The sequence below is a fragment of the Frankia sp. AgB32 genome (assembly GCF_023243045.1).
In the GTDB taxonomy this organism is placed as follows: domain Bacteria; phylum Actinomycetota; class Actinomycetes; order Frankiales; family Frankiaceae; genus Frankia.
Genome location: NZ_JALKFX010000045.1, coordinates 32,088 through 52,199, shown reverse-complemented (window position 1 = coordinate 52,199; position 20,112 = coordinate 32,088). Strand labels below are relative to the sequence as shown.

14 protein-coding genes are annotated in these 20,112 nt (G+C 73.3%); 8 read left to right on the top strand and 6 right to left on the bottom strand.

Annotated elements, in window-relative coordinates; translation table 11 throughout:
• The 3 genes from MXD60_RS15675 to MXD60_RS15665 form a co-directional block, all read right to left on the bottom strand.
• Positions 1–569, bottom strand: a 569-nt coding sequence (locus tag MXD60_RS15675) for an alcohol dehydrogenase catalytic domain-containing protein (RefSeq protein ID WP_248819827.1), incomplete at its 3' end; no start/stop codon positions are given.
• Positions 566–2,878: an SDR family oxidoreductase gene (locus MXD60_RS15670; RefSeq protein WP_283098422.1), complete on the bottom strand. Its 2,313-nt coding sequence runs from the start codon at positions 2,876–2,878 to the stop codon at positions 566–568. The genes MXD60_RS15670 and MXD60_RS15675, both read right to left, overlap by 4 nt.
• Positions 2,879–3,148: 270 nt before the next feature.
• Positions 3,149–4,066, bottom strand: a complete 918-nt coding sequence (locus tag MXD60_RS15665; RefSeq protein ID WP_248819836.1) for a 5'-3' exonuclease — start codon at positions 4,064–4,066, stop codon at positions 3,149–3,151.
• 183 nt (positions 4,067–4,249) lie between these two features.
• On the opposite strand from MXD60_RS15665, the gene MXD60_RS15660 reads away from it, so the two are divergent.
• From MXD60_RS15660 to lnt, 3 genes are all read left to right on the top strand, one after another.
• Positions 4,250–4,711, top strand: a complete 462-nt coding sequence (locus tag MXD60_RS15660) for an Lrp/AsnC family transcriptional regulator (RefSeq protein ID WP_518468041.1) — start codon at positions 4,250–4,252, stop codon at positions 4,709–4,711.
• 57 nt (positions 4,712–4,768) lie between these two features.
• Entirely contained in the window at positions 4,769–6,313 is a 1,545-nt protein-coding gene (locus MXD60_RS15655; RefSeq protein ID WP_518468039.1) for an amidohydrolase, read from the top strand.
• Between the two features lie 137 nt (positions 6,314–6,450).
• Complete coding sequence (gene lnt, locus MXD60_RS15650) at positions 6,451–9,201, top strand: apolipoprotein N-acyltransferase (RefSeq protein WP_248819825.1); 2,751 nt, start codon at positions 6,451–6,453, stop codon at positions 9,199–9,201.
• A gap of 95 nt (positions 9,202–9,296) precedes the next feature.
• On the opposite strand, the gene MXD60_RS15645 is transcribed toward lnt, so the two are convergent.
• Positions 9,297–9,647, bottom strand: coding sequence for an RNA polymerase-binding protein RbpA (locus tag MXD60_RS15645; protein WP_101833638.1), 351 nt, complete (start codon positions 9,645–9,647; stop codon positions 9,297–9,299).
• Positions 9,648–9,743: 96 nt separating this feature from the next.
• On the opposite strand from MXD60_RS15645, the gene MXD60_RS15640 reads away from it, so the two are divergent.
• From MXD60_RS15640 to MXD60_RS15630, 3 genes are all read left to right on the top strand, one after another.
• The gene (locus MXD60_RS15640; protein ID WP_248819823.1) at positions 9,744–10,163 is read left to right on the top strand and encodes a hypothetical protein; all 420 of its coding nucleotides are present in this window, start codon (positions 9,744–9,746) and stop codon (positions 10,161–10,163) included.
• Positions 10,164–10,250: 87 nt separating this feature from the next.
• Entirely contained in the window at positions 10,251–10,664 is a 414-nt protein-coding gene (gene msrB, locus MXD60_RS15635) for a peptide-methionine (R)-S-oxide reductase MsrB (RefSeq protein ID WP_248819821.1), read from the top strand.
• A gap of 90 nt (positions 10,665–10,754) precedes the next feature.
• Entirely contained in the window at positions 10,755–11,246 is a 492-nt protein-coding gene (locus MXD60_RS15630) for a DUF4262 domain-containing protein (protein ID WP_248819819.1), read from the top strand.
• Positions 11,247–12,001: 755 nt separating this feature from the next.
• On the opposite strand, the gene MXD60_RS15625 is transcribed toward MXD60_RS15630, so the two are convergent.
• Complete coding sequence (locus MXD60_RS15625) at positions 12,002–13,945, bottom strand: DNA polymerase (RefSeq protein ID WP_248819816.1); 1,944 nt, start codon at positions 13,943–13,945, stop codon at positions 12,002–12,004.
• 425 nt (positions 13,946–14,370) lie between these two features.
• On the opposite strand from MXD60_RS15625, the gene MXD60_RS29430 reads away from it, so the two are divergent.
• Together MXD60_RS29430 and MXD60_RS15615 are read left to right on the top strand one after the other, a co-directional pair.
• A complete protein-coding gene (locus MXD60_RS29430) occupies positions 14,371–14,820 on the top strand; it encodes an FDXHR family putative zinc-binding protein (RefSeq protein WP_308222500.1) in 450 nt (149 codons plus the stop codon).
• A gap of 106 nt (positions 14,821–14,926) precedes the next feature.
• The gene (locus MXD60_RS15615; RefSeq protein WP_248819815.1) at positions 14,927–17,536 is read left to right on the top strand and encodes a DEAD/DEAH box helicase; all 2,610 of its coding nucleotides are present in this window, start codon (positions 14,927–14,929) and stop codon (positions 17,534–17,536) included.
• Here MXD60_RS15615 and MXD60_RS29425 read toward each other — a convergent pair.
• Positions 17,457–20,015: a diguanylate cyclase domain-containing protein gene (locus tag MXD60_RS29425; protein ID WP_248819814.1), complete on the bottom strand. Its 2,559-nt coding sequence runs from the start codon at positions 20,013–20,015 to the stop codon at positions 17,457–17,459. The genes MXD60_RS15615 and MXD60_RS29425 overlap by 80 nt on opposite strands.
• Positions 20,016–20,112 lie beyond the last annotated feature (97 nt).

The window sequence follows — 20,112 nt, the reverse complement described above, 5'->3', positions numbered from 1 at the left end:
CCCACCGCCCCCGACCCCACCACCAGCACCCGCGCACCCGCCGGCACCCGCGCCGCCGCCACCGCCCGCACCGCCCGCGCCGCCGCATCCACCAGCACCGCGCACGCGTCCGGCACCTCCTCCGGCACCGCCCGCACCGCCACCCGCGGCACCACCATCACCCGGCTCCACCCACCCCCCGCCACCCCACCCGCCGCGGCCTGCCCCACCACCGCATCGACCACCACCCGCCCACCCGACACCACCACCACCACCCCACCACCATCACGCACCTCCTCCTGCACCCGGCCCACCACCTCCCGACCCGGCACAAACGGCAACCGCACCCCCGCAGCCAGATACCCCGACGCCCGCCCCGTCACCAACGCCAGATCCGCCCCACCGATCCCCGACAACGACGGCCGCACCCGCACCCACCCCGCATCCGGCGGCCGCGGATCCACCCCGTCCACATACCGCAACGGCACCGCCCGGCACACCGCCGCCGCCCCCCACCCACGACCCGCACCCGCCACCCGCGCCGCCACCACCCGCCCCGGCGACGCGTACAACTGCACCCCCCGCGTCACCGCCCACCACCCCGACCCGCCGCCTGCCAGCGACGCTCCACCCGACTACCCACCACCGCACGCGACTCACCCGCCGCCACCAACCACTCCTCGATCGGCCACCCCGCCCCCCGCGCCACCTGATGCAGTGCCACATCCGGATTCACCGCCACCGGATTACCCACCGCCCCCAACAACGGCAGATCCGACTGGCTGTCCGCATACGCCCACGACACCGACAGATCCGCCCCCACCACCCGCGCGTGATGACGCACGAACGCCGCCCGCGCATCACCCACCAGCGGAGACGACTCCAACCGACCCGTCAACCGGCCATCCCCACCCACCTCCAACCGCGCCGCCACCACGTCATCGAACAACGACGCCAACGGCCGCGTCACCACCTCCAACGCCCCCGTCAACAACACCGTCCGATGCCCCGCCGCCCGATGCTCCCGCACCCGGCGAATCCCCGCCGGACGCACCCGACGCAACAACACATCCCCCGCCACCTGCGCCACCAGACGCTCCAACTCCTCCGGATCCACCCCCGCATACCGCGCATACACCGCCCGCATCAGATGACCACGATCCCGCCGGTCCGCCCGCGCGTACCCCGGCAACGCCGCCGCCAACGACGCCAACTCCCGCGCGCGGCCCCACACACCCTCATCCGCCAGCCGCATCCACAGATACGACTCCACCACCGACGCCGCCGCCACCGCCCCATCCAGATCGAACACCGCCACCACCCCGTCACCGGCCGCCAGATGCCCCGACAACCGCCGCGGCGCCGCCGCCGCCCGCGGCTTACGCAACACCGCCGTCACCGCCGGGCAGTGCACCTCCTGCAGATAATGCCGCCAGTCAAAACACTTCGGATCAAACCCGAAATCGGCCTTGTCCGCCTCGTCCAAACCCTCATACAAAGCCCGCGTCGCATCATCAACATAGACAAGCTCTGCCTTCGTGTACGCCCGGTACACATCCGAATAGCGCCGCAGAAACCCCACCCGACTCTGCGCCCGCTCCAACTGCCCCGCCCACACCCGCGCCCGACGCGACGCCGGCACCTGCGACAACACCCGCCCCGCAGCCCCCACCACCAGCTCACCCCGACGCAACCGCGCCTCCGCCGCCGGCGCCCCCGCGAACGGCCACTGCGGAACCCCGATCGCCCCCCGACCCCGCTGCGGCAACGGATCCGCGATGAAGTACTCCCGCACATGCGAATACAGCTCCCGGAACCGCAACGGATTCCGGAAACCAGAACACACCGTGTAATAGGCGGGGGAGTCCACCGGCGGCACCGTCGCCGCCGCCGCCAACGTCGCGTTCACCACCAGATCAATCGGAATGATATCCACCACCGCATCCGGCGACGCCGGGAAATCCGGCAGCTCACCCCGCCCATACGCGATGATCAGCGGCTCGGCCATCTTGAACCCCTCGATCCACCCGGGGAAAGGCCGCGCCAACGCACTCTCAATGATCGACGGGCGCACCACCGTCAACGGCAGCTCCCCGTGGTTCTCCTCCAACCAGCGTTCCGCCAACGCCTTCGTGAACGTGTACGCATCCGTCCACCCCAACACCTGCGCACGTTCCCCACCCGCCGACACCAGCCGACGCGCCACCCACTCCCGACGCAGCCGCTCCGCCTCCGCCGACACCGTCTGCGCCCCCGCCGCAGCGAACCCCCGCCCCGCCGCCCGCCGGAACCGCGCCGAGTTCTCCGGCGAGCGCGACGCATCCTCCGTCTGCTCCCGCACCCGCGCCGCGAACGCCTGCTCCACCCGCCAGTCCACCCCGTGCGACAGCGGCCCCTCCGCGATATGACCCGCCCGCAACCCCGCCACATACGCCGTCGACACATGCACCAGATGCGGCGTCGAACCCCCCGCCCGCAACGCCCGCACCAGCTCCTGCACCCCACCCACGTTGATCCGGAACGCATCATCGATCGGCGGATCGAACGACACCTCCCCAGCGCAGTGGATCACCACATCGATGCCCCCCGGCAGCTGCGGCACCGACGCCAGGTCCCCCTCCACCACCTGCACCTGCCGCTCCAGCGCCGCCGCCAGCCCCGCCGCACCCCACCGCTCCCGCAACGGCCCGAACGCCGGCTTACGCAACATCCGCGTCAACCGCGCCGCCCCGCTGTGACTACCCCGCGGCCGCACCAACGCCACGACCTGGGTATCCGGGAAATCCGACAACAACCGCTCCAGCAGCGCCTCACCCATGAACCCGGTCATCCCGGTCACCAGCACACGCCGACCCGCGAGCCGCTCACGCAGCCCCACCCTGACCTCCGCTGCCGTCATCACCGGGACACCCCCACCGGGCACCCACACCGTCAACACGTCCCACGGACGAGCCGCTGCACCTCCGCTGCGCAACCCTAGGCGACGATCCGCCCCCCGCGACGCCTCCGCGCCGTTCACCGTCGGATGCCCGAGTCGCGGTACGCCCGCAGAACCTACCGTCCACCCCACCCCCCGCCCGCCAGCAGCCCCACCGTCACAGCCACCACCCCGCAGCCACCCGCACCACCTTCGAACCCCCAGGACCACCCGAACCCCCCCAGCACCACCTCAGCCGCCGGCGACCACACGCAACGCCGACTCCAACCGCCCCACCGACCCGGCCACCCCCCACCTCGCACCCAACGCGGCCAGCCCCACCGGATCAGCCGGCGCCCCCACCACCCCACCGACCTCACCCAACGGAAGGTCCCGCACCACCGCCACCACCCGCGGCGCCACCTCCAGATAGTCCCGCGCCGCCACCAGCCGCCGACGCACCGCCGCCGACACCCCCTCCACCACACCCGCCGCCGGCGCCCCCTCCACCGCCGCCAGCACCGCCGCCAGCGACCCGCACCGCCCCAGCAACACCGCCGCCGTCTTCGCTCCGATCCCCGCCACCCCCGGCAACCCATCACTCGGATCACCCCGCAACACCGCGAAATCCGCATACGCCCGCCCCGGAATGCCATACCGGGCCGTCACCGACGCCTCATCCACCACCGCGAACCGCTCCACCGCATACCGCACCCGCACCCCGGCCACGTCATCGACAAGCTGAAACAGATCCCGATCCCCACTGAGCACATCCACCGCACCCTGATGACGCGTCGCCAACGTCCCGATCACGTCATCGGCCTCGAACCCCGCCACCGACACCCGCGCGATCCCGAACGCGTCCAACACCTCATCGATGATCGGCAACTGGACCAGCAGATCCTCCTCGACCGCCTCCGCCTCCCGACCACCCACCGACTCCGCCACCCGATGCGCCTTGTACGACGCGAGCAACGCCACCCGGAACGCCGGCCGCCAGTCCGCGTCGAAACAGCACACCAGCTGCCGCGGCCGCACCTCCCGCACCTGCCGGGCCAGCACATCGAGCAGCCCCCGCACCGCCCCCACCGGCGTCCCGTCGGCCGCCCGCCCCGCCCGCGGCACCCCGTAGAACGCCCGGAAATACAACGACGGCGTATCCACCACCATCAGCCCGCCACCACCGGCCGTCCTCACACCCGCCCCCTCACCCACCACCCGGACCCGCCCGGCACCCCGGCCACCCGCGCGCCCCCGGCCCCACACCGACGACACACTCCAGCCGCGACCGTACCGGCTGTCCCACCGGGACCAGGCAACGGACCAGAAAACCACCACTACCGCCACGTCCGCGTGCGTACGCTCCGGATCGTGCTGGAAGATCTCGACCGACGAATCGTGCAGATGCTGTGCAGAGATGGGCGGATGAGTTTCACCGACCTCGGCCGGGCGACCGGCCTGTCGGTCTCCGCCGTCCATCAGCGCGTCCGCCGCCTGGAACAACGCGGTGTCATCACCTCCTACACCGCGCTCGTCGACCCTGCCCAGGTCGGCCTGCCCCTCACCGCGTTCGTCTCGATCACCCCGATCGACCCGAGCCAACCCGACGACGCCGCCGACCGCCTCGCCCACATCGTCGAGATCGAGGCCTGCCACAGCGTCGCCGGCCACGAAAGCTACCTGCTCAAAGTGCGCGTCGCCAGCCCCGCCGACCTCGAGAACCTCCTGCAACGCATCCGCGCCGCCGCCAACGTCTTCACCCGCACCATGGTCGTGCTCTCCACCCCCTACGAAGGCCGCCCCCCAGCGCTCTGACCCACCGCGGCCGACGCACCACCCACCCGAGCACCCCACCGCGCACACTCACCACTCGTGACCACTCCCACCACCCGCCACCGCACCGTCCTCTACCGCGGCGGCCACATCCACACCCCCACCAACCCCACCGCCACCGCCATGCTCACCGACACCACCACCATCACCTGGATCGGCACCGACGACGACGCCGCCACCCTGCACGCCGACACCATCCTCACCCTCGACGGCGCCCTGATCACCCCCGCCTTCGTCGACGCCCACATCCACACCACCGCCACCGGCCTCGCCCTCACCGGCCTCGACCTCAGCACCGCCCCCACCCGCACCCACGCCCTCGACGCCCTCGCCCACCACCACCGCCGCCACACCACCGTGTTCGGCACCGGCTGGGACGAAACCCGCTGGCCAGACCCCACACCCCCCACCGCCACCGAACTCGACCGCGCCACCGACGGCGCCGCCGTCTACCTCGCCCGCGTCGACGGCCACACCGCCGTCATCTCCACCGCGCTCGCCGCCGCCGCCCGCGCCGCCCACCACCCCGGCTGGCACCCCGACGGCCGCGTCACCGGCGACGCCCACCACACCGCCCGGCGCACCGCAGACGCCACCCTCCTGCCCAGCCAACGCCGCGACGCCTGGCAGGCCACCCGCACCCACGCCGCCACCCTCGGCATCGCCGCCCTGCACGAAATGGCCGGCCCCGACGTCTCCTCCGCCGACGACCTCGCCGGCCTGCTCGCCCACGCCGCCACCACCCCCGGCCCCCACATCACCGGCTACTGGGCCGGTGACCTGCCCACCGCGCTCGACCTCGACGTCGCCTGGGGAGGCGACATCTTCGTCGACGGCTCCCTCGGCTCCCACACCGCCGCCCTGCACACCCCCTACACCGACGCCCCCCACCACGGCACCCTGCACCTCGACTCCCACACCATCCGCGACATCGTCCTGGCCGCCACCCACGCCCGCCGCCAAACCGGCTTCCACACCATCGGCGACGCCGCCATCACCACCGTCCTCGACGGCCTCGACGCCGCCGCCACCACCCTCGGACGCGGCCGCATCGCCGCCGGCCGCCACCGCCTCGAACACGCAGAAATGATCACCCCCACGCAGGTGGCCCGGATCGCCGCCCACAACCTCGTCATCTCCACCCAACCCGCCTTCGACGCCCGCTGGGGCGGCCCGCACGCCATGTACGCCACCCGCCTCGGACCCACCCGCGCCCAGGCCACCAACCCCTACGCCGCCCTGGCCCGAGCCGGCATCACCCTCGCCTTCGGCTCCGACGCCCCCGTCACCCCCCTCGACCCCTGGGGGGCGATCCACGCCGCCACCGGCCACCACAACCCCGCCGCCCGCCTCACCCCCCACGCCGCCCTGCTCGCCGCCACCCGCGGCGGCTGGCGCGCCGCCCACGCCGCCCACGACGGCCACGGCATCCTCGCCCCCGGCCACCCCGCCACCTACGCCATCTGGGACCGCCCCGACACCACCGCGCGGCACCCCGGCGCACTACCCGACCCGCACGAACCCACCCCCACCTGCCGCCGCACCGTCCTGCGCGGCCAGATCCTCCACGACACCCTCACCTGACCCACCCAGATGTTCGCACAGACGTTCGATAAGGTCGAGGGGTGAAGCCGCGCCAGCCGCCACCCGAACCCCGCCGCCGGCACCACCCCGGCGGGGCCGGCTTGGTCAGCGCCCCCACCGTGACCGAAACTGAACCGGTGACCTCCTCGCCGGCCCGCCCCCGCCCCACGGACCAGGCGGCCGGTGACCCCGCCACCACGCCGGCACCCGCCCCACCGCCCGACCACACCCGCGCCACCACCACCCCCACAGCACCTGAACCAGCCCCGGGGGACACGACCACCAGCACACCGATCCCAAGGAATCCCAGCCCGGGGGAGTGCAGCCCGGGGGAGTGCAGCCCGGGGGAGTCGACCCGCACCTCCACCCGCCGCGCCACCCTGCGCCGACGCACCCCACCCGCACTCACCGCCATCACCGGCGGCCTCCTGCTCTACCTCGCCACCCCACCCGTCGGCGCCTGGCCGCTGGCACCACTGGCCGTCACCCTGCTCACCCTCACCGTCCGCGGCCGCCGCCTGCGCGCCTCCTACGCCCTCGGGTTCCTGTTCGCCCTCGCCTTCTTCCTCCCGCTCCTGCGCTTCGTCTCCTTCGTCGGCACCGATGCCTGGATCATCCTCGCCGCCGCCGAAGCCGCCATCCTCGCGCTCGTCGCCCCCGCCACCACCCTCGTCTGGCGCCTACCCGCCCCGTGGCTGTGGACCGGCGCCGTGTGGACCGCCCAGGAAGCACTGCGCGACCGCGCCCCCTTCGGCGGATTCCCCTGGGGACGCCTCGCCTTCACCCAGTCCCACAGCCCGCTGACCCCGCTGGTCGCCCTCGCCGGCGCCCCCACCCTCACCGCCACCGTCGCCCTCCTCGGCGCCCTGCTCGCCCACGCCGCGCCGCACACCCACCACGCCCTACGCCACCACACCTGGCAGCACACCCCCCGTCCCCTCGCCCCACCCCTGCTCGGCGCCCTCGCCCTCACCCTCACCGGCCCACTCGTCCCCCTGCCCACCGCCGCCCAGAACGGCACCCGCACCATCGCCGCCATCCAGGGCAACGTCCCCGCCGACGGCGGCATCCACGCCCTCGGCCGCGCCTTCCAGGTCACCGCCAACCACCTCACCCAAACCCACCAGCTCGCCGCCGACGTCGCCGCCGGCCGCAGCCCGGCCCCCGACCTCGTCCTGTGGCCCGAGAACTCCTCCGACCTCGACCCCACCCGCGACCCCACCGTCGCCGCCGCCCTGCGCGACGCCGCCCGCACCGCGGGCGCACCCGTCCTCATCGGCGCCGTCCTCGACGGACCCGGACCCGGCCACGTCCGCAACGCCGGCATGATCTGGACCGCCGACGGCTTCACCGGCCAGATGTACGTCAAACGCCACCCCGTACCCTTCGCCGAATACCTCCCCGGCCGCGCCCTGCTCACCCACCTCATCAGCCGCTTCGCCGACGACATGCCCAGCGACTTCCAACCCGGCCACACCCCCGGAGCCCTCACCGCCGCCGGCACCACCCTCGGCGACGTCATCTGCTTCGAAGTCGCCTACGACGACCTCGTCCGCGACACCATCGACCACGGCGCGCAAATCCTCGTCATCCAGACCAACAACGCCTCCTTCGGTCGCAAAGGCGAAAGCCAACAGCAACTCGCCATGTCCCGCCTACGCGCCGTCGAACACGGACGTGCCACCATCCAGGTCTCCACCAGCGGCCAGAGCGCCCTCATCACCCCCGACGGCACCCTGCTCGCCACCAGCGGCCTCTACCAGTCCGCCGTCCTCACCGCGACGCTGCCCCTGCGCACCAGCCGCACCCTCGCCGACCGCGCCGGCGACCTCCCCGAGGCGGTGCTGCTCATCCTCGGCCTGGGCGCCATGATGGCGGGAGCGTTCCACCGCCGCCGCGACCACACCACCAGCGGCCCGGACCGCACCCGCACCACCCCGCAGGCCACCACCGCCCCGCGAGACGGCACCCTCGGTGACGCCCCCCGGGCCGGGCTGACGGACATGGCCCCCGATCAGGAAAGGAACCGCGTGGATCACCACCGCGTCGTCGTCTGCGTCCCGACCTACAACGAACGGGACAACCTCCAGGACACCGCCCGGCGTCTACGCGCGGCGAACCCGACGGTCGACCTGCTCGTCATCGACGACGCAAGCCCCGACGGCACCGGCGACATAGCCGACGCACTCGCCGCCGAGGACCCCCACATCCACGTCCTGCACCGACCCGGCAAATCCGGCCTCGGCACCGCCTACGTCGCCGGCTTCACCTGGGCCCTCGAACACGACTACACCGTCATCGTCGAAATGGACGCCGACGGCTCCCACCAACCCGAACAACTACCCCGCCTGCTCGCCGCCCTCGACCACGCCGACCTCGCCATCGGCGCCCGCTGGGTACCCGGGGGAGAAGTCCACAACTGGCCCCGCCGACGCCTCCTGCTCTCCCGCGGCGCCAACATCTACGTCCGCGCCGCCCTCGGCATGCCGCTGCGAGACGCCACCGCCGGCTACCGCGCCTACCGCGCCGACGTCCTACGCGACCGCGACCTCACCGGAGTCGTCTCCCAGGGCTACTGCTTCCAGGTCGACCTCGCCTGGCAGGCCTGGCGCTCCGGCTTCCGCGTCACCGAAGTCCCCATCACCTTCGTCGAACGCGCCCGCGGCACCTCCAAGATGAGCAACACCATCGTCGCCGAAGCCTTCTGGCGCGTCGCCCTGTGGGCCGCCACCCACCGCCGCCGCCCACCCACACCCCGCCCCACCAGCCTCACCGGCGCCGGCAGCGACCAGCCCCCCACACCGCAGAACACCCCCACCCAAACCACCCGCAACGACCAGCACGCCGACGACGCCGACCAACCCGGCAACGTCACCACCAGCCACTAACCACCCACACCCCGGCACCCAGACACGCCAAAGGGTCGGGCACGCACACCGTGCCCGACCCTCCACCACCCACAGCAACCCGCCGCAGGCACCACTCAGGCGCTACGCCGCCCCTCACCGGTGCCCCGCAACACCGCCAGCCGCTCCGCCAGAACCTCCTCCAGATCGTCGGTGGTCCGACGCTCCATCAGCATGTCCCAGTGCGTCCGCGGCGGCTTCGCCTTCTTCGGCTCCGGCCGCTCACCATCGACGATCACCGACGCCCCACCACAGACCCGGCACTCCCACACCGACGGCACCTCAGCCTCCGCCGCGAAAGGCATCGTGAACTGATGGCCATTGGGACAGTCATAGGACGCCGACTGCCGCGGGGCAAGCTCGGTACTGCGGTCAGTCTCGTAGGACACGGCACCGAGACGGCTTCCCCGCAGGATGCGCTCGCCCATATAACTCCTCCGAGCGTCGAGTCGTATGCAACTACCCGTCCACAACGTTCTGGCCAGCCGAGACGTTCCCGCCGCGGAAGGACCTCTAACACAATCATGAACGCAGCGCGCCAGCACCCCACCACGAAACCCCCCACCCGCCCCATCCGCACCCTGCCCACCCTCACCCTCGGTATCGCCCGATGCGCCGTCGGCGCCCTCATCCTCACCCACGCCACCGACACCCTGCGCCTGGCCGGCACCGACCGCACCACCGCCACCCGCCTAGCCTGGACCGCCCGCCTCGCCGCCATCCGCGACCTCGCCCTCGGCGCCGGCCTGCTCACCGCACTCGCCACCCACCACGACCCCCACACCTGGCTGACCGCCGGAATGCTCGCCGACGCCGGCGACGTTTCCGTCTTCGCCACCGCCACCGCCCGCGGCCACCTCCCACCCGCCCTCGGCACCGCCATGACCGCCGCCGCACCCCTCACCCTGCGCCGCACCACCCCACCTGACACCACGGGGAAGTAGCACCCCACCCCACCCCACCACCCACCCGCCCGACACCGCCCACCCGGACACCGGGGGAGCGAACCCACCAGAAAGGACCACCAGCCCATGACCCCCACCGACCCCGCCACCAACAAGATCACCAAAACCGATGAGGAATGGCGCGCCGAACTCGGCCCCGAGCGCTACGCCATCCTCCGCCAGGCAGCCACCGAACGCGCCTTCAGCGGCGCCTACACCTACAGCAAGGAACCCGGCACCTACCGCTGCGGCGCCTGCAACGCCGCCCTGTTCACCTCCGACACGAAATACGACTCCGGCTCCGGCTGGCCCAGCTTCACCGAACCCACGAACACCGCCGCCGTCGAACTCGTCGACGACCACTCCCACGGCATGACCCGCACCGAAGTCCGCTGCGCCCGCTGCGGCAGCCACCTCGGCCACGTCTTCCCCGACGGCCCCGGCCCCACCGGCGAGCGCTACTGCATGAACAGCCTCGCCCTCCACCTCGACACCCCCTGACACCCCCCACCACCAGCACCAACCCGAAAACTGTCAGACCCCACGCCTAACCTCCCCCGCATCCCACCACCGACCCGGGGGAGCCACGCCATGAACATCGAACTCCAGTTCGACCAGCAGCACGCCGCCTGGATCCGCGCCACCATCCGCCGCCACGGCTGGGCCATCCAGGCCGTCCTCGCCGACCCCACCACCAGCGACCCCGACTACGCCTACACCATCGGCCTCACCACCCTCCACCACCCCGAACTCCTCATCACCGGCCTGCCACCCGACACCGCCGCCCACCACCTCAACCTCCTCGCCACCCGCATCCACGCCGGCAACCACCCACCCGCCCACACCACCCTCACCGACCTCACCCCACCCCGCCGCCATCACCTGCTCACCCTCGACGCCGCCGCCTCCGACGACCTGCTCCCGCACGCCAACGCCATCCACCAGCACCCCGACGGCCCACCCGTCCCCGCCTACCAGCTCATCTGGAGCGACCCCGCCGGCCACCTGCCCTGGGAACCCGGCTGCACCAGCCCCGCCGCCGACCAACCCCTCGCCGGCCCACCCCCACACCACACCCCCTGACCACACCCCACCCGGCCCACCCCGCGGCGCCCCACCAGGCGCCACCCGCCAAGATCAGAAAAAAGGGCGGGGGAGACCACCCCGCCCGAAGCACACCACCGCGCCACCAGAGACATCCACAGAAAAACAGCTTCGACGCCCACCAGAACTGCGAACCCACGGCGCCCGCCGAGACAACACCGTCGCCAACACCACCATGCGGTACCGGCACCCCCACACCACCCGACAAACCCGCGGACCCCGCCACCCAGCGGAGGTGAGCGCGCGCCGCCACGGCGGACGCCGCCCACAGCCCGATCAGACTCTGACCAGACAACCCGCAACACCAGCAGCGAGCCCCTCACATCGGAACCCGGACCAATCACAAACCCACCCACACCCCCACACCCCCCAACGCGCCGATAATGCACATTATGTCAAGTAGACGTCCAGGGCGGGATCGACGAAGCGTGGAGCCGAGCCGATCAGCTTGCCGGCGGCACCGCGGCACCGCGTGCGCTGCCTGGCCACGATGCCGACAGGCAGCGCACGCGGACAGGGATCCGAACGCACTCCAGCCCGGCCAGGTGCCGTTTTTGATCTTCCGTGTGCTCGCATCGGTGGGCTCTGGACGTGGCGGGGAGCGACTCCCCCGCCACTCAACGAGACGATCAAGGTCGGGCGCTGCCGCGGCAGGTGTGGTGTTGTTGGTGATTGAAGATCAAAGTGCTGTGCGGTGGCGTCAACAGTGTTGATTATCTTGTGTGGGGGACGGTTCAGTCGTGGGCTTCGGACCAGCGGCGCAGGATCGCCACGTCGGCGAGGATCCGCACGTTGCTGCCGGAGCTCCAGTACGCCGCGGTGCCCGCGAGGGTGCGGTGCGCCAGGTCGACGGCCTGCTCGGCGTTGGCCTCGGGGACCTGGAGGAGCAGTTCGTCGTGCAGGCACAGCACGATCTCGCCGTCGAGGGTGGGCAATGCCGCACGTACCGTGGCGGCCCAGGACTTGAACAGCTCGGCGGCGGGACCCTGCACGACGGCGTTGCGGGCGAAGCGCCCGCGGGCCAGGCGGGCGGCGTCGCTTTCCGGTTCGGCGTCGCCGGCGGGCCGGGGGTCGGTCAGGCCGCGCGGGGGCGGCGCCACGGTCCGGGCGGACGGTGGCGATGCCGGGGCGAGGCGGATCAGGCGGCCGCCGAAGGTGCGCAGGTCCTGCCCGGCTCGCCCGGCGGCGTCGGCGTTGTCGAGGAACGCCAGGGCGGCCGGGTAGGCACGACGCATCCGGCGCAGCGCCTCCCCGGCGGCACCGGAGGTCTGGCCGTACATGGCGGCGAGCACCGCGACCTTCGCGTCGGGGCGGCCGAGGTGCAGCTGCGCGGCCACGGGGGCGTACATGTCGTCGGCCTGGGTGGCGTGGGCGAGGGCCCCATCGCCGGAGACGACGGCGAGGACCCGCGGTTCGATCTGCCCCAGGGCGGCGCGGACGAACACCCGGCCGGGTTCGGCGGCGACCGCCCGACGCAGGTCGGCGGGCAGGTTGTGCAGACCCGCCTGGGCCGTCATGCGACCGGCGCCGCCGTCGCTGGCATGCCAGGTGCCGCGCAGGCGACCGTCCGTGCCGACGTGGGTGTCCAGCCAGCGGTAGCCGTAGGTGGTGGCGATCCGCTCGGCGCGCCGCCAGGTCAGCAGCGCGCCGACGACGGGATGGGTACCGCGCAGCGGTTCGAGCCGGCCGGAGCGGGTGTCGGGCACGTCGATGCCGACGGCGCGCAGCCCGGCGCGCACGGCGGCGGGGTGGCGCAGGTCGACCGGTTCGCGCAGGTGGGCGAGGACCGCGGCGTCGCGGCGCTGGCGGGCGGCGAGCTCGTCGGTGGGGGTGCGCGGCGGTGGGCCGATGAGGTCCGCCAGGAGCTGCTCGGCGTCGTGGCGGGCCAGCGGCAGACCGTCGCGTTCGAGTTCGAGGGCGAGCAGCTCGGCGGCGGATTCCGCCCGGCCGGTGAGGACCGCCAGCGCGGTGCGCCCCGGCTCGGGGCGGGGGTCGGGCAGGCGCCGCAGCGCGTCCCGCTGGTGGGCGTGGGCGCGCAGGGCGAGCGACGCCACCTCGCCGGCGCGGCGCAGCAGCTCGGCGGCGGTGCCGGCCCGCGCCGGCCAGTCGGTGTCGAGCTGGCCGTCGCCGCGCAGCGGCCCGCTCCGGTCGGCGAGTGCGCCGGGGCCGGGCGCCGGCTGGTCGGCGGACGCGTCCGGTTCGTCCGCCGCGTCCCACAGGTCGAGCTGACCGGCGGACGCCGCGGCGGCGGGACGGGAGCGGGGCGGCGGCGGCGCGGGCAGGCCGGCGACGGCGGCCCACACGGCGCCGGCGTCACCCCGGCGCCCGCCGTGCAGCAGGCGGTGTACGGCGGCGAGGTCCCAGCAGGCCGCGAGTCGCACCCGGGCGCGCAGCGCCGCCGCAGCCGCGGGGCGCGCCGACCACCACACCCAGCGAGGACGCAGACGACGCTCGATCGTCGCCAGCAGCGCCGCAGCCTGCTCCGGCGGCGCCGCGGCGACCACGAGCACCCGCGCCGGCGAGCCCTCTGCGGCGACCTCCGGCCAGGCCAGGGCGAAGCCGACGCCGGGCACCGACACCAGGGCCAGCGGCTCCCGGCTGGCCGGCCCAGCCGCCCACAGCGCGGCCAGCGGATCACCGGTCGTCGCGGGCTGCCGGCCCGCCGTCGCCGCTGTCATGACCTGATTCTCCCGGTCGGGTCCGACAGGTTCCCGTTCCCCCACCAGGCGGCCCACTCCCCCACACCCGACGCGAACCGGGTGCCCGCACCAGACCGCCGATGATCGACGAATGGGTACGGCTCCCTCTGGTGTAGTTTGCACGTCAGTTTCTTGATCGAAGCGCGGCACCGAGACGTCAACAGCGTTGATTATCTTGGATGGTGGGCGGGTGGCTCGGTTTCGGGGCGCCGGAGCGTCGAGGCGGCCCGGGAGACCGTCCGTGCGCGGAGCGGGTCCGGGGGGTATGGGCGGTGGGTCGGTTCCCGTTTCCGGCCGGTCGCGACGCGGCACAGTGTGGGAAAGCGGAAATGCCCGCGTTCGAAACGTGAAGCGGTGACAATCCCGGTCGACGGGGGATATCGCATCGGGGGAAGGGCGGATTCATGGCCGGACGGGACATTGAGTACGAGCGTCCCATCCTGCTGAGCTGCGGCGGCTGTGACGCCCGTTGGACGGCGCTGACCGCGGCGCACTGCCCGACGTGTCACGCGACGTTCGCCGGGGTGACCAGCGGTTTCGATGCTCATCGGGTCGACGGGGCCTGCCAGCCGCCGCCGCGGGTGGGGCTGCGCGAGGACCGCGGGTACTGGCTGCACGGCACCGAGCAGCCCCCGGGTCGCATCCTGCACCGCGGCCCGGCTGACCCGCCGCCCGCGGACCCCGCGCCGAGCGCGTCGGTGCCGAGTGCGCCGCCGGCGGGCGGCGCGGCGGCGCGGGAGGGCCGGCGGTCCGCGCGGCGCGGGAGCGGATCACGCGCCGCGCACCTCACCCGCGGGGACGGCGCGAACGCGCCGGGGGCGGCGGCTCCCGCGCCGCCCCGGATGGCGGGCTGACCGGTCGCGGCGCCCCGGCCGTGACGGCGGGTACACCCGCCGCTCCCCCACCCTGACGGCGCCCGCCGGGCGGTCCGCGGCCGCGGTCAGGCACGATCGACCTACCATGACACTCACCGACCACCTTCCCGCCGCGGCCGTCTCGGCCTCCGGCGGCGCCGCCGAGCCCGATCCCGACGCCCTCTACGACGCCTTCACCACCTGGGCCGGTGAACAGGGCCTGGAGTTGTACCCGGCGCAGTCCGAGGCGCTCATCGAGATCGTGTCCGGGTCGAACGTGATCCTCGCGACGCCGACCGGGTCGGGCAAGAGCCTGGTCGCGGTGGGCGCGCACTTCGCGGCGCTGGCGGCCGGGCGGCGCACGTTCTACACGGCGCCGATCAAGGCGCTGGTCAGCGAGAAGTTCTTCGCGTTGTGCGCGACGTTCGGGGCGTCGAAGGTCGGGATGCTCACCGGGGACGCCTCGGTCAACGAGTCGGCGCCGATCATCTGCTGCACCGCGGAGGTGCTGGCGAACATCGCGCTGCGCGACGGGACCGAGGCCGATGTCGGCCAGGTCGTGATGGACGAGTTCCACTACTACGCCGACCCGGACCGGGGCTGGGCGTGGCAGGTGCCGCTGCTGGAGCTGCCACGCACCCAGTTCGTGCTGATGTCGGCGACGCTCGGCGACGTGTCGCGGTTCGAGGCGGACCTGACCCGGCGCACGGGACGGCCCACCGCGGTGGTGAGTTCCGCGCAGCGCCCGGTGCCGTTGTTCTACCGGTTCGTCACCACCCCGTTGCACGAGACGATCGCCGAGCTGCTGGAGACCCGGCAGGCCCCGGTGTATGTCGTGCACTTCACCCAGGCGCAGGCGTTGGAGCGGGCGCAGGCGTTGATGAGCGTGAACGTGTCCTCGCGGGGGGAGAAGGACGCGATCGCGGCGGCGATCGGCGGGTTCCGGTTCACCGCGGGGTTCGGGAAGGTGCTCTCGCGGCTGGTGCGCCACGGCATCGGGGTGCATCACGCGGGGATGCTGCCGAAGTACCGGCGGCTGGTGGAGCAGCTCGCCCAGGCGGGGCTGCTGAAGGTGATCTGCGGGACGGACACCCTCGGGGTGGGCATCAACGTGCCGATCCGCACGGTGGTGTTCACGGCGTTGTCGAAGTACGACGGCACGCGGGTGCGACTGCTGACGGCGCGGGAGTTCCACCAGATCGCCGGGCGGGCGGGACGCGCGGGTTATGACACGGTCGGCAACGTGGTCGTGCAGGCCCCGGAGCATGTCGTCGACAACCTCAAGGCGTTGGCGAAGGCCGGGGACGATCCGAAGAAGCGGCGCAAGGTGGTGCGCAAGAAGCCCCCGGAGGGCACCGTCGGCTATGGCGAGCCGACGTTCGACCGGCTCGTCGGCGCCGATCCGGAGCCGTTGACCAGCCAGTTCACCGTGTCGCACGCAATGCTGCTGAACGTGGTGAACCGTCCGGGGGACGCGTTCGCGTCGATGCGCCATCTGCTGACCGACAACCATTCCGACGCCGCCACCCAGCGCCGGCTGATCAGCCGGGCGATCGCGATCTACCGGGCGCTGCTGGCGGCGGGGGTGGTGGAGCGGCTGGACTCCCCCGACGAGCTGGGTCGCACGGTGCGGGTGACGGTGGATCTGCAGCTCGACTTCGCGTTGAACCAGCCGCTGTCGCCGTTCGCGTTGGCGGCGCTCGAGCTGTTCGACCCGGCGGCCCCCGGCTACGCCCTGGATGTGCTCTCGGTGCTGGAGTCGACGTTGGACAATCCGCGTCAGGTGTTGCACGCCCAGCTCTCCAAGGCCCGCGGGGAGGCCGTGGCGGCGATGAAGGCGGAGGGCATCGAGTACGACCGGCGGATGGAACTGCTGGAGGAGGTCACCTACCCGCAGCCCCTCGCCGAGCTGCTGGGCGCGGCGTTCGCGACCTACCGGGGTGGGCATCCGTGGGTCGGGGACTACGAGCTGGCGCCCAAGTCGGTGGCGCGGGAGCTGTTCGAGCGGGCGATGACGTTCGCCGAGTACGTGTCGTTCTACGGGCTGGCCCGCTCGGAGGGGCTGCTGCTGCGCTATCTCGCCGACGCGTACAAGGCGTTGCGGCACACGGTGCCGGAGGACGCCCGCACCGAGGAGATCGTCGATCTCACCGAATGGCTCGGGGAGCTGGTCCGCCAGACCGACTCGAGCCTGCTCGACGAGTGGGAGCGGCTCTCCGCTCCCGACGCCGAGGGTGACGCCGCGGCGCCGGCGCTGGGCGTCGATGAGCGGCCGCCGGCGGTCACGCGCAACCCGCGGGCGTTTCGGGTGCTGGTGCGCAACGCGCTGTTCCGCCGGGTGGAACTCGCCGCGCTGCGCCGCTACGACCTGCTCGGCGAGCTCGACGCCGACCCCGCCGGCATCGGCAGTGGCGCCGCCGGGTCCGCGGGTGTGCCCGCCGCGCCGGTGTTCGACGCGCCGGTGTTCGACGCGCAGGGCTGGCGCGACGCGCTGGCGGGCTACTACGCCGAGCACGACGCGATCGGCACCGGGCCGGACGCGCGGGGCCCGGCGATGCTGCTGCTGGACACCGACGGCCCGGTGTGGAGGGCCCGGCAGATCTTCGACGACCCCGCCGGGGACCACGACTGGGGCATCAGCGCCGAGATCGACCTGGCCGCCTCCGACGAGGCCGGTATCGCCGTCGTGCGGGTTGCGGCGGTCGATCGGCTCTGAGGCCCTCGGAGGCCGCGCCCACCGGTGGGACGGGTGTCGGTGGGACGGGTGTCGGTGGGACGGGTTCGGCCGCCACGATGGTCCGCGGGGGCAGGGGCACCTGGCCGATGGCGAGGGTGGCGCCGAGGTCGACGGCGCGCGCGGTCGCCTCGACGTTGGGCAGGTCGGTGACCATGAGGCGCACGCCGAAGTCGGCGAGCAGCGCGAGCATGCGGTCGCGCAGGACGTCGTTGCGGTCCTGGGTCGGCCCGTCGACGGTGGGCAGGGTCCAGATGGCGGTCACCTGCGAGGTGAGGGCGACGGTGTCGACGGGCAGGCAGCACAGCAGCATCAGGTTGGTGTCGGCGGCGCCGAAGTCGGCCAGGCACAGTCCGACGCCGTGGGCGCCGATCTGGCCCATGCGGGCCTCCCAGCCGGCCGGGTCGAGGCCGCGTTCGGCCCCGACGAGGTCGACGACGAGTTCACCGGGGCGCAGCCGGCCGTCGGCGAGCGCGCCGCGCACGGCGCTGACCAGCGCCGGAGTCGGTGGCACGGCGGCGTGGATGACCAGGTGTACCGGCGGTGGCGTGGGCCCGGCGCGCAGCCGGGGCAGGTCGGCGAGGACCCGGTCGAGGGTGGCGTGGGTGAGCGCGGGCAGCATCCCGAGGCGTTCGCTGGTGGGCACGAGGTCCGCGGCGGGCACCTCGCCGTAGACGGGATGCGACCAGCGCAGCTCGACCCGCAGCCCGGCGGGGTGGACGTCGGGCAGATCGACGATCGGGCTGTACCGAACCCGCAGGTCGCCGTCGGAGTCCTGCCCGCGCAACGCGCGGACGAGCGCGGCGCGGGGGGTGGGCGCCGCGGCGCCGGTGGCGTCGCGGCCGAGGACGGGGGTGTAGACGGTGAGGCTGCCCTTGCCGGTGCTTTTCGCCGCGTACATCGCGGCGTCGGCGCGGTGCAGCACGCGTTCGGCGGACAGTTCCTCGTCGGCGTCGGCGACGACGAGGCCGACGCTGGCGCGCACGGTGTGGCGGGGGCCGGCGAGCAGGGCGGGGGCGCGCACGGCGGTCAGGACGCGGCTGCCGACGGTGGCGGGGGCGTCGCCACCGGGGACGATGAGGATCGCGAACTCGTCGCCGCCGAGGCGGGCGACGGTGTCTCCGGAGCGCACCGCGCGGGTCAGGCGCCGTGCGGTGACCTGTAACAGCCGGTCGCCGGCGGCGTGGCCGAGGGTGTCGTTGACCCGTTTGAAGTCGTCGAGGTCGACGTAGAGGACGGCGAAGCGGTACCGGTCGTGGCGTTGGGCCGCGAGGGCGCGGCGCAGCCGGTCGCCGAACAGCGCCCGGTTGGCCAGGCCGGTCAGGGGATCGTGGTAGGCCTGGTACTGCAGTCGTTGTTCGCTGATCTCCAGCCGGTGCAACAGGCCGATGTTGTCGGCGAGGATGACCATCTGGCGAGCGAGGCCGAGCAGCGGCAGGGCCAGCAGGACGGCGATGTCGACGAGGCGGGGCCCGGAGCCCACGGTGACGTCGAGCAGGACGGTGAGGCCGGCGACGGCCAGCGGCAGCAGCGGCAGGACGGCGTGGGCCCAGCGGGTGCGGGCCCGGGCGCGCCGGCTGGGCAGGCGCTGGCCGTGGGGGCGGGTGCTCGGGGCGGGGGCCAGGCAGGCCAGCGGCAGCAGCCACACGGCGATGAGCCAGCAGGCCAGGGGGCCGTTGCGGACGATGGCCGTTCCGACGGTGGCGTTCTGGGCGTCGGCCAGGAAGCTGACGCACATCAGGACGATGCCGACGGCGAGCAGGATGAATCCCCCGGGGCGGGCGGGGCGGCGGAAGGCCCACAGCGCGACGGCGGTGCAGATCATCAGCAGTCCCAGGGCGCAGAAGACCAGGATGACGACGAGGGTCTCGACGTCGTCGACGCCGGCGGCGACGACGCGGCGCAGGAACAGCGTCCAGGCCAGCATGCCGACCGAGCAGACGACGATGAGGCCGTCGAGCAGGGTGGCGATCCACCAGCGGGGTCCCAGTGGGCCGCGGCCGGTGGGACCCGGGCCGCCCGGGGATGCCGGGTAGCGCAGCAGCGCGAGCAGGACGAGGACGAGGGGGATGACGATGGTGAGCTGGACGTAGCTCAGGCGCGACTCGGCCGGCCCGACCAGCGGGACCGTCGCGATCAGGTACCACAGGCCGGTTATCTCGAGCATGGCCAGGGCGGCGGCGAGCAGGTAGCGCCAGGAGCGGTCGCCGGGGTCGGCGCGCCGGGCGGTGCCGAGGGCGGCGACGGTCCCGATCATCAGCACGACGATGATCGCCAGCCGCAGGGTGAGCTGGGCGATGGCGCCGGGCAGGACGGCGACGCACGCGATGGGGGCGGCGGTGCTCAGCCCGGCGGCGCCGAGCCAGCGCTGCCATGGGGTGCCCGGTGCCTGCCGGTGCCGCAGTGTCCGGCGCTGCCGCGCCGTGTGGCGGGGCAGCGGGCCCTGCCGTCTCGCGACCACGTCTCTGACGTGACCCGCATCGGCCATTTCTAACTCTTAGAAAGCATCTAACTTCACTAGGTGACGACTTGTGCGGTGCACTACGAACCCGATACCC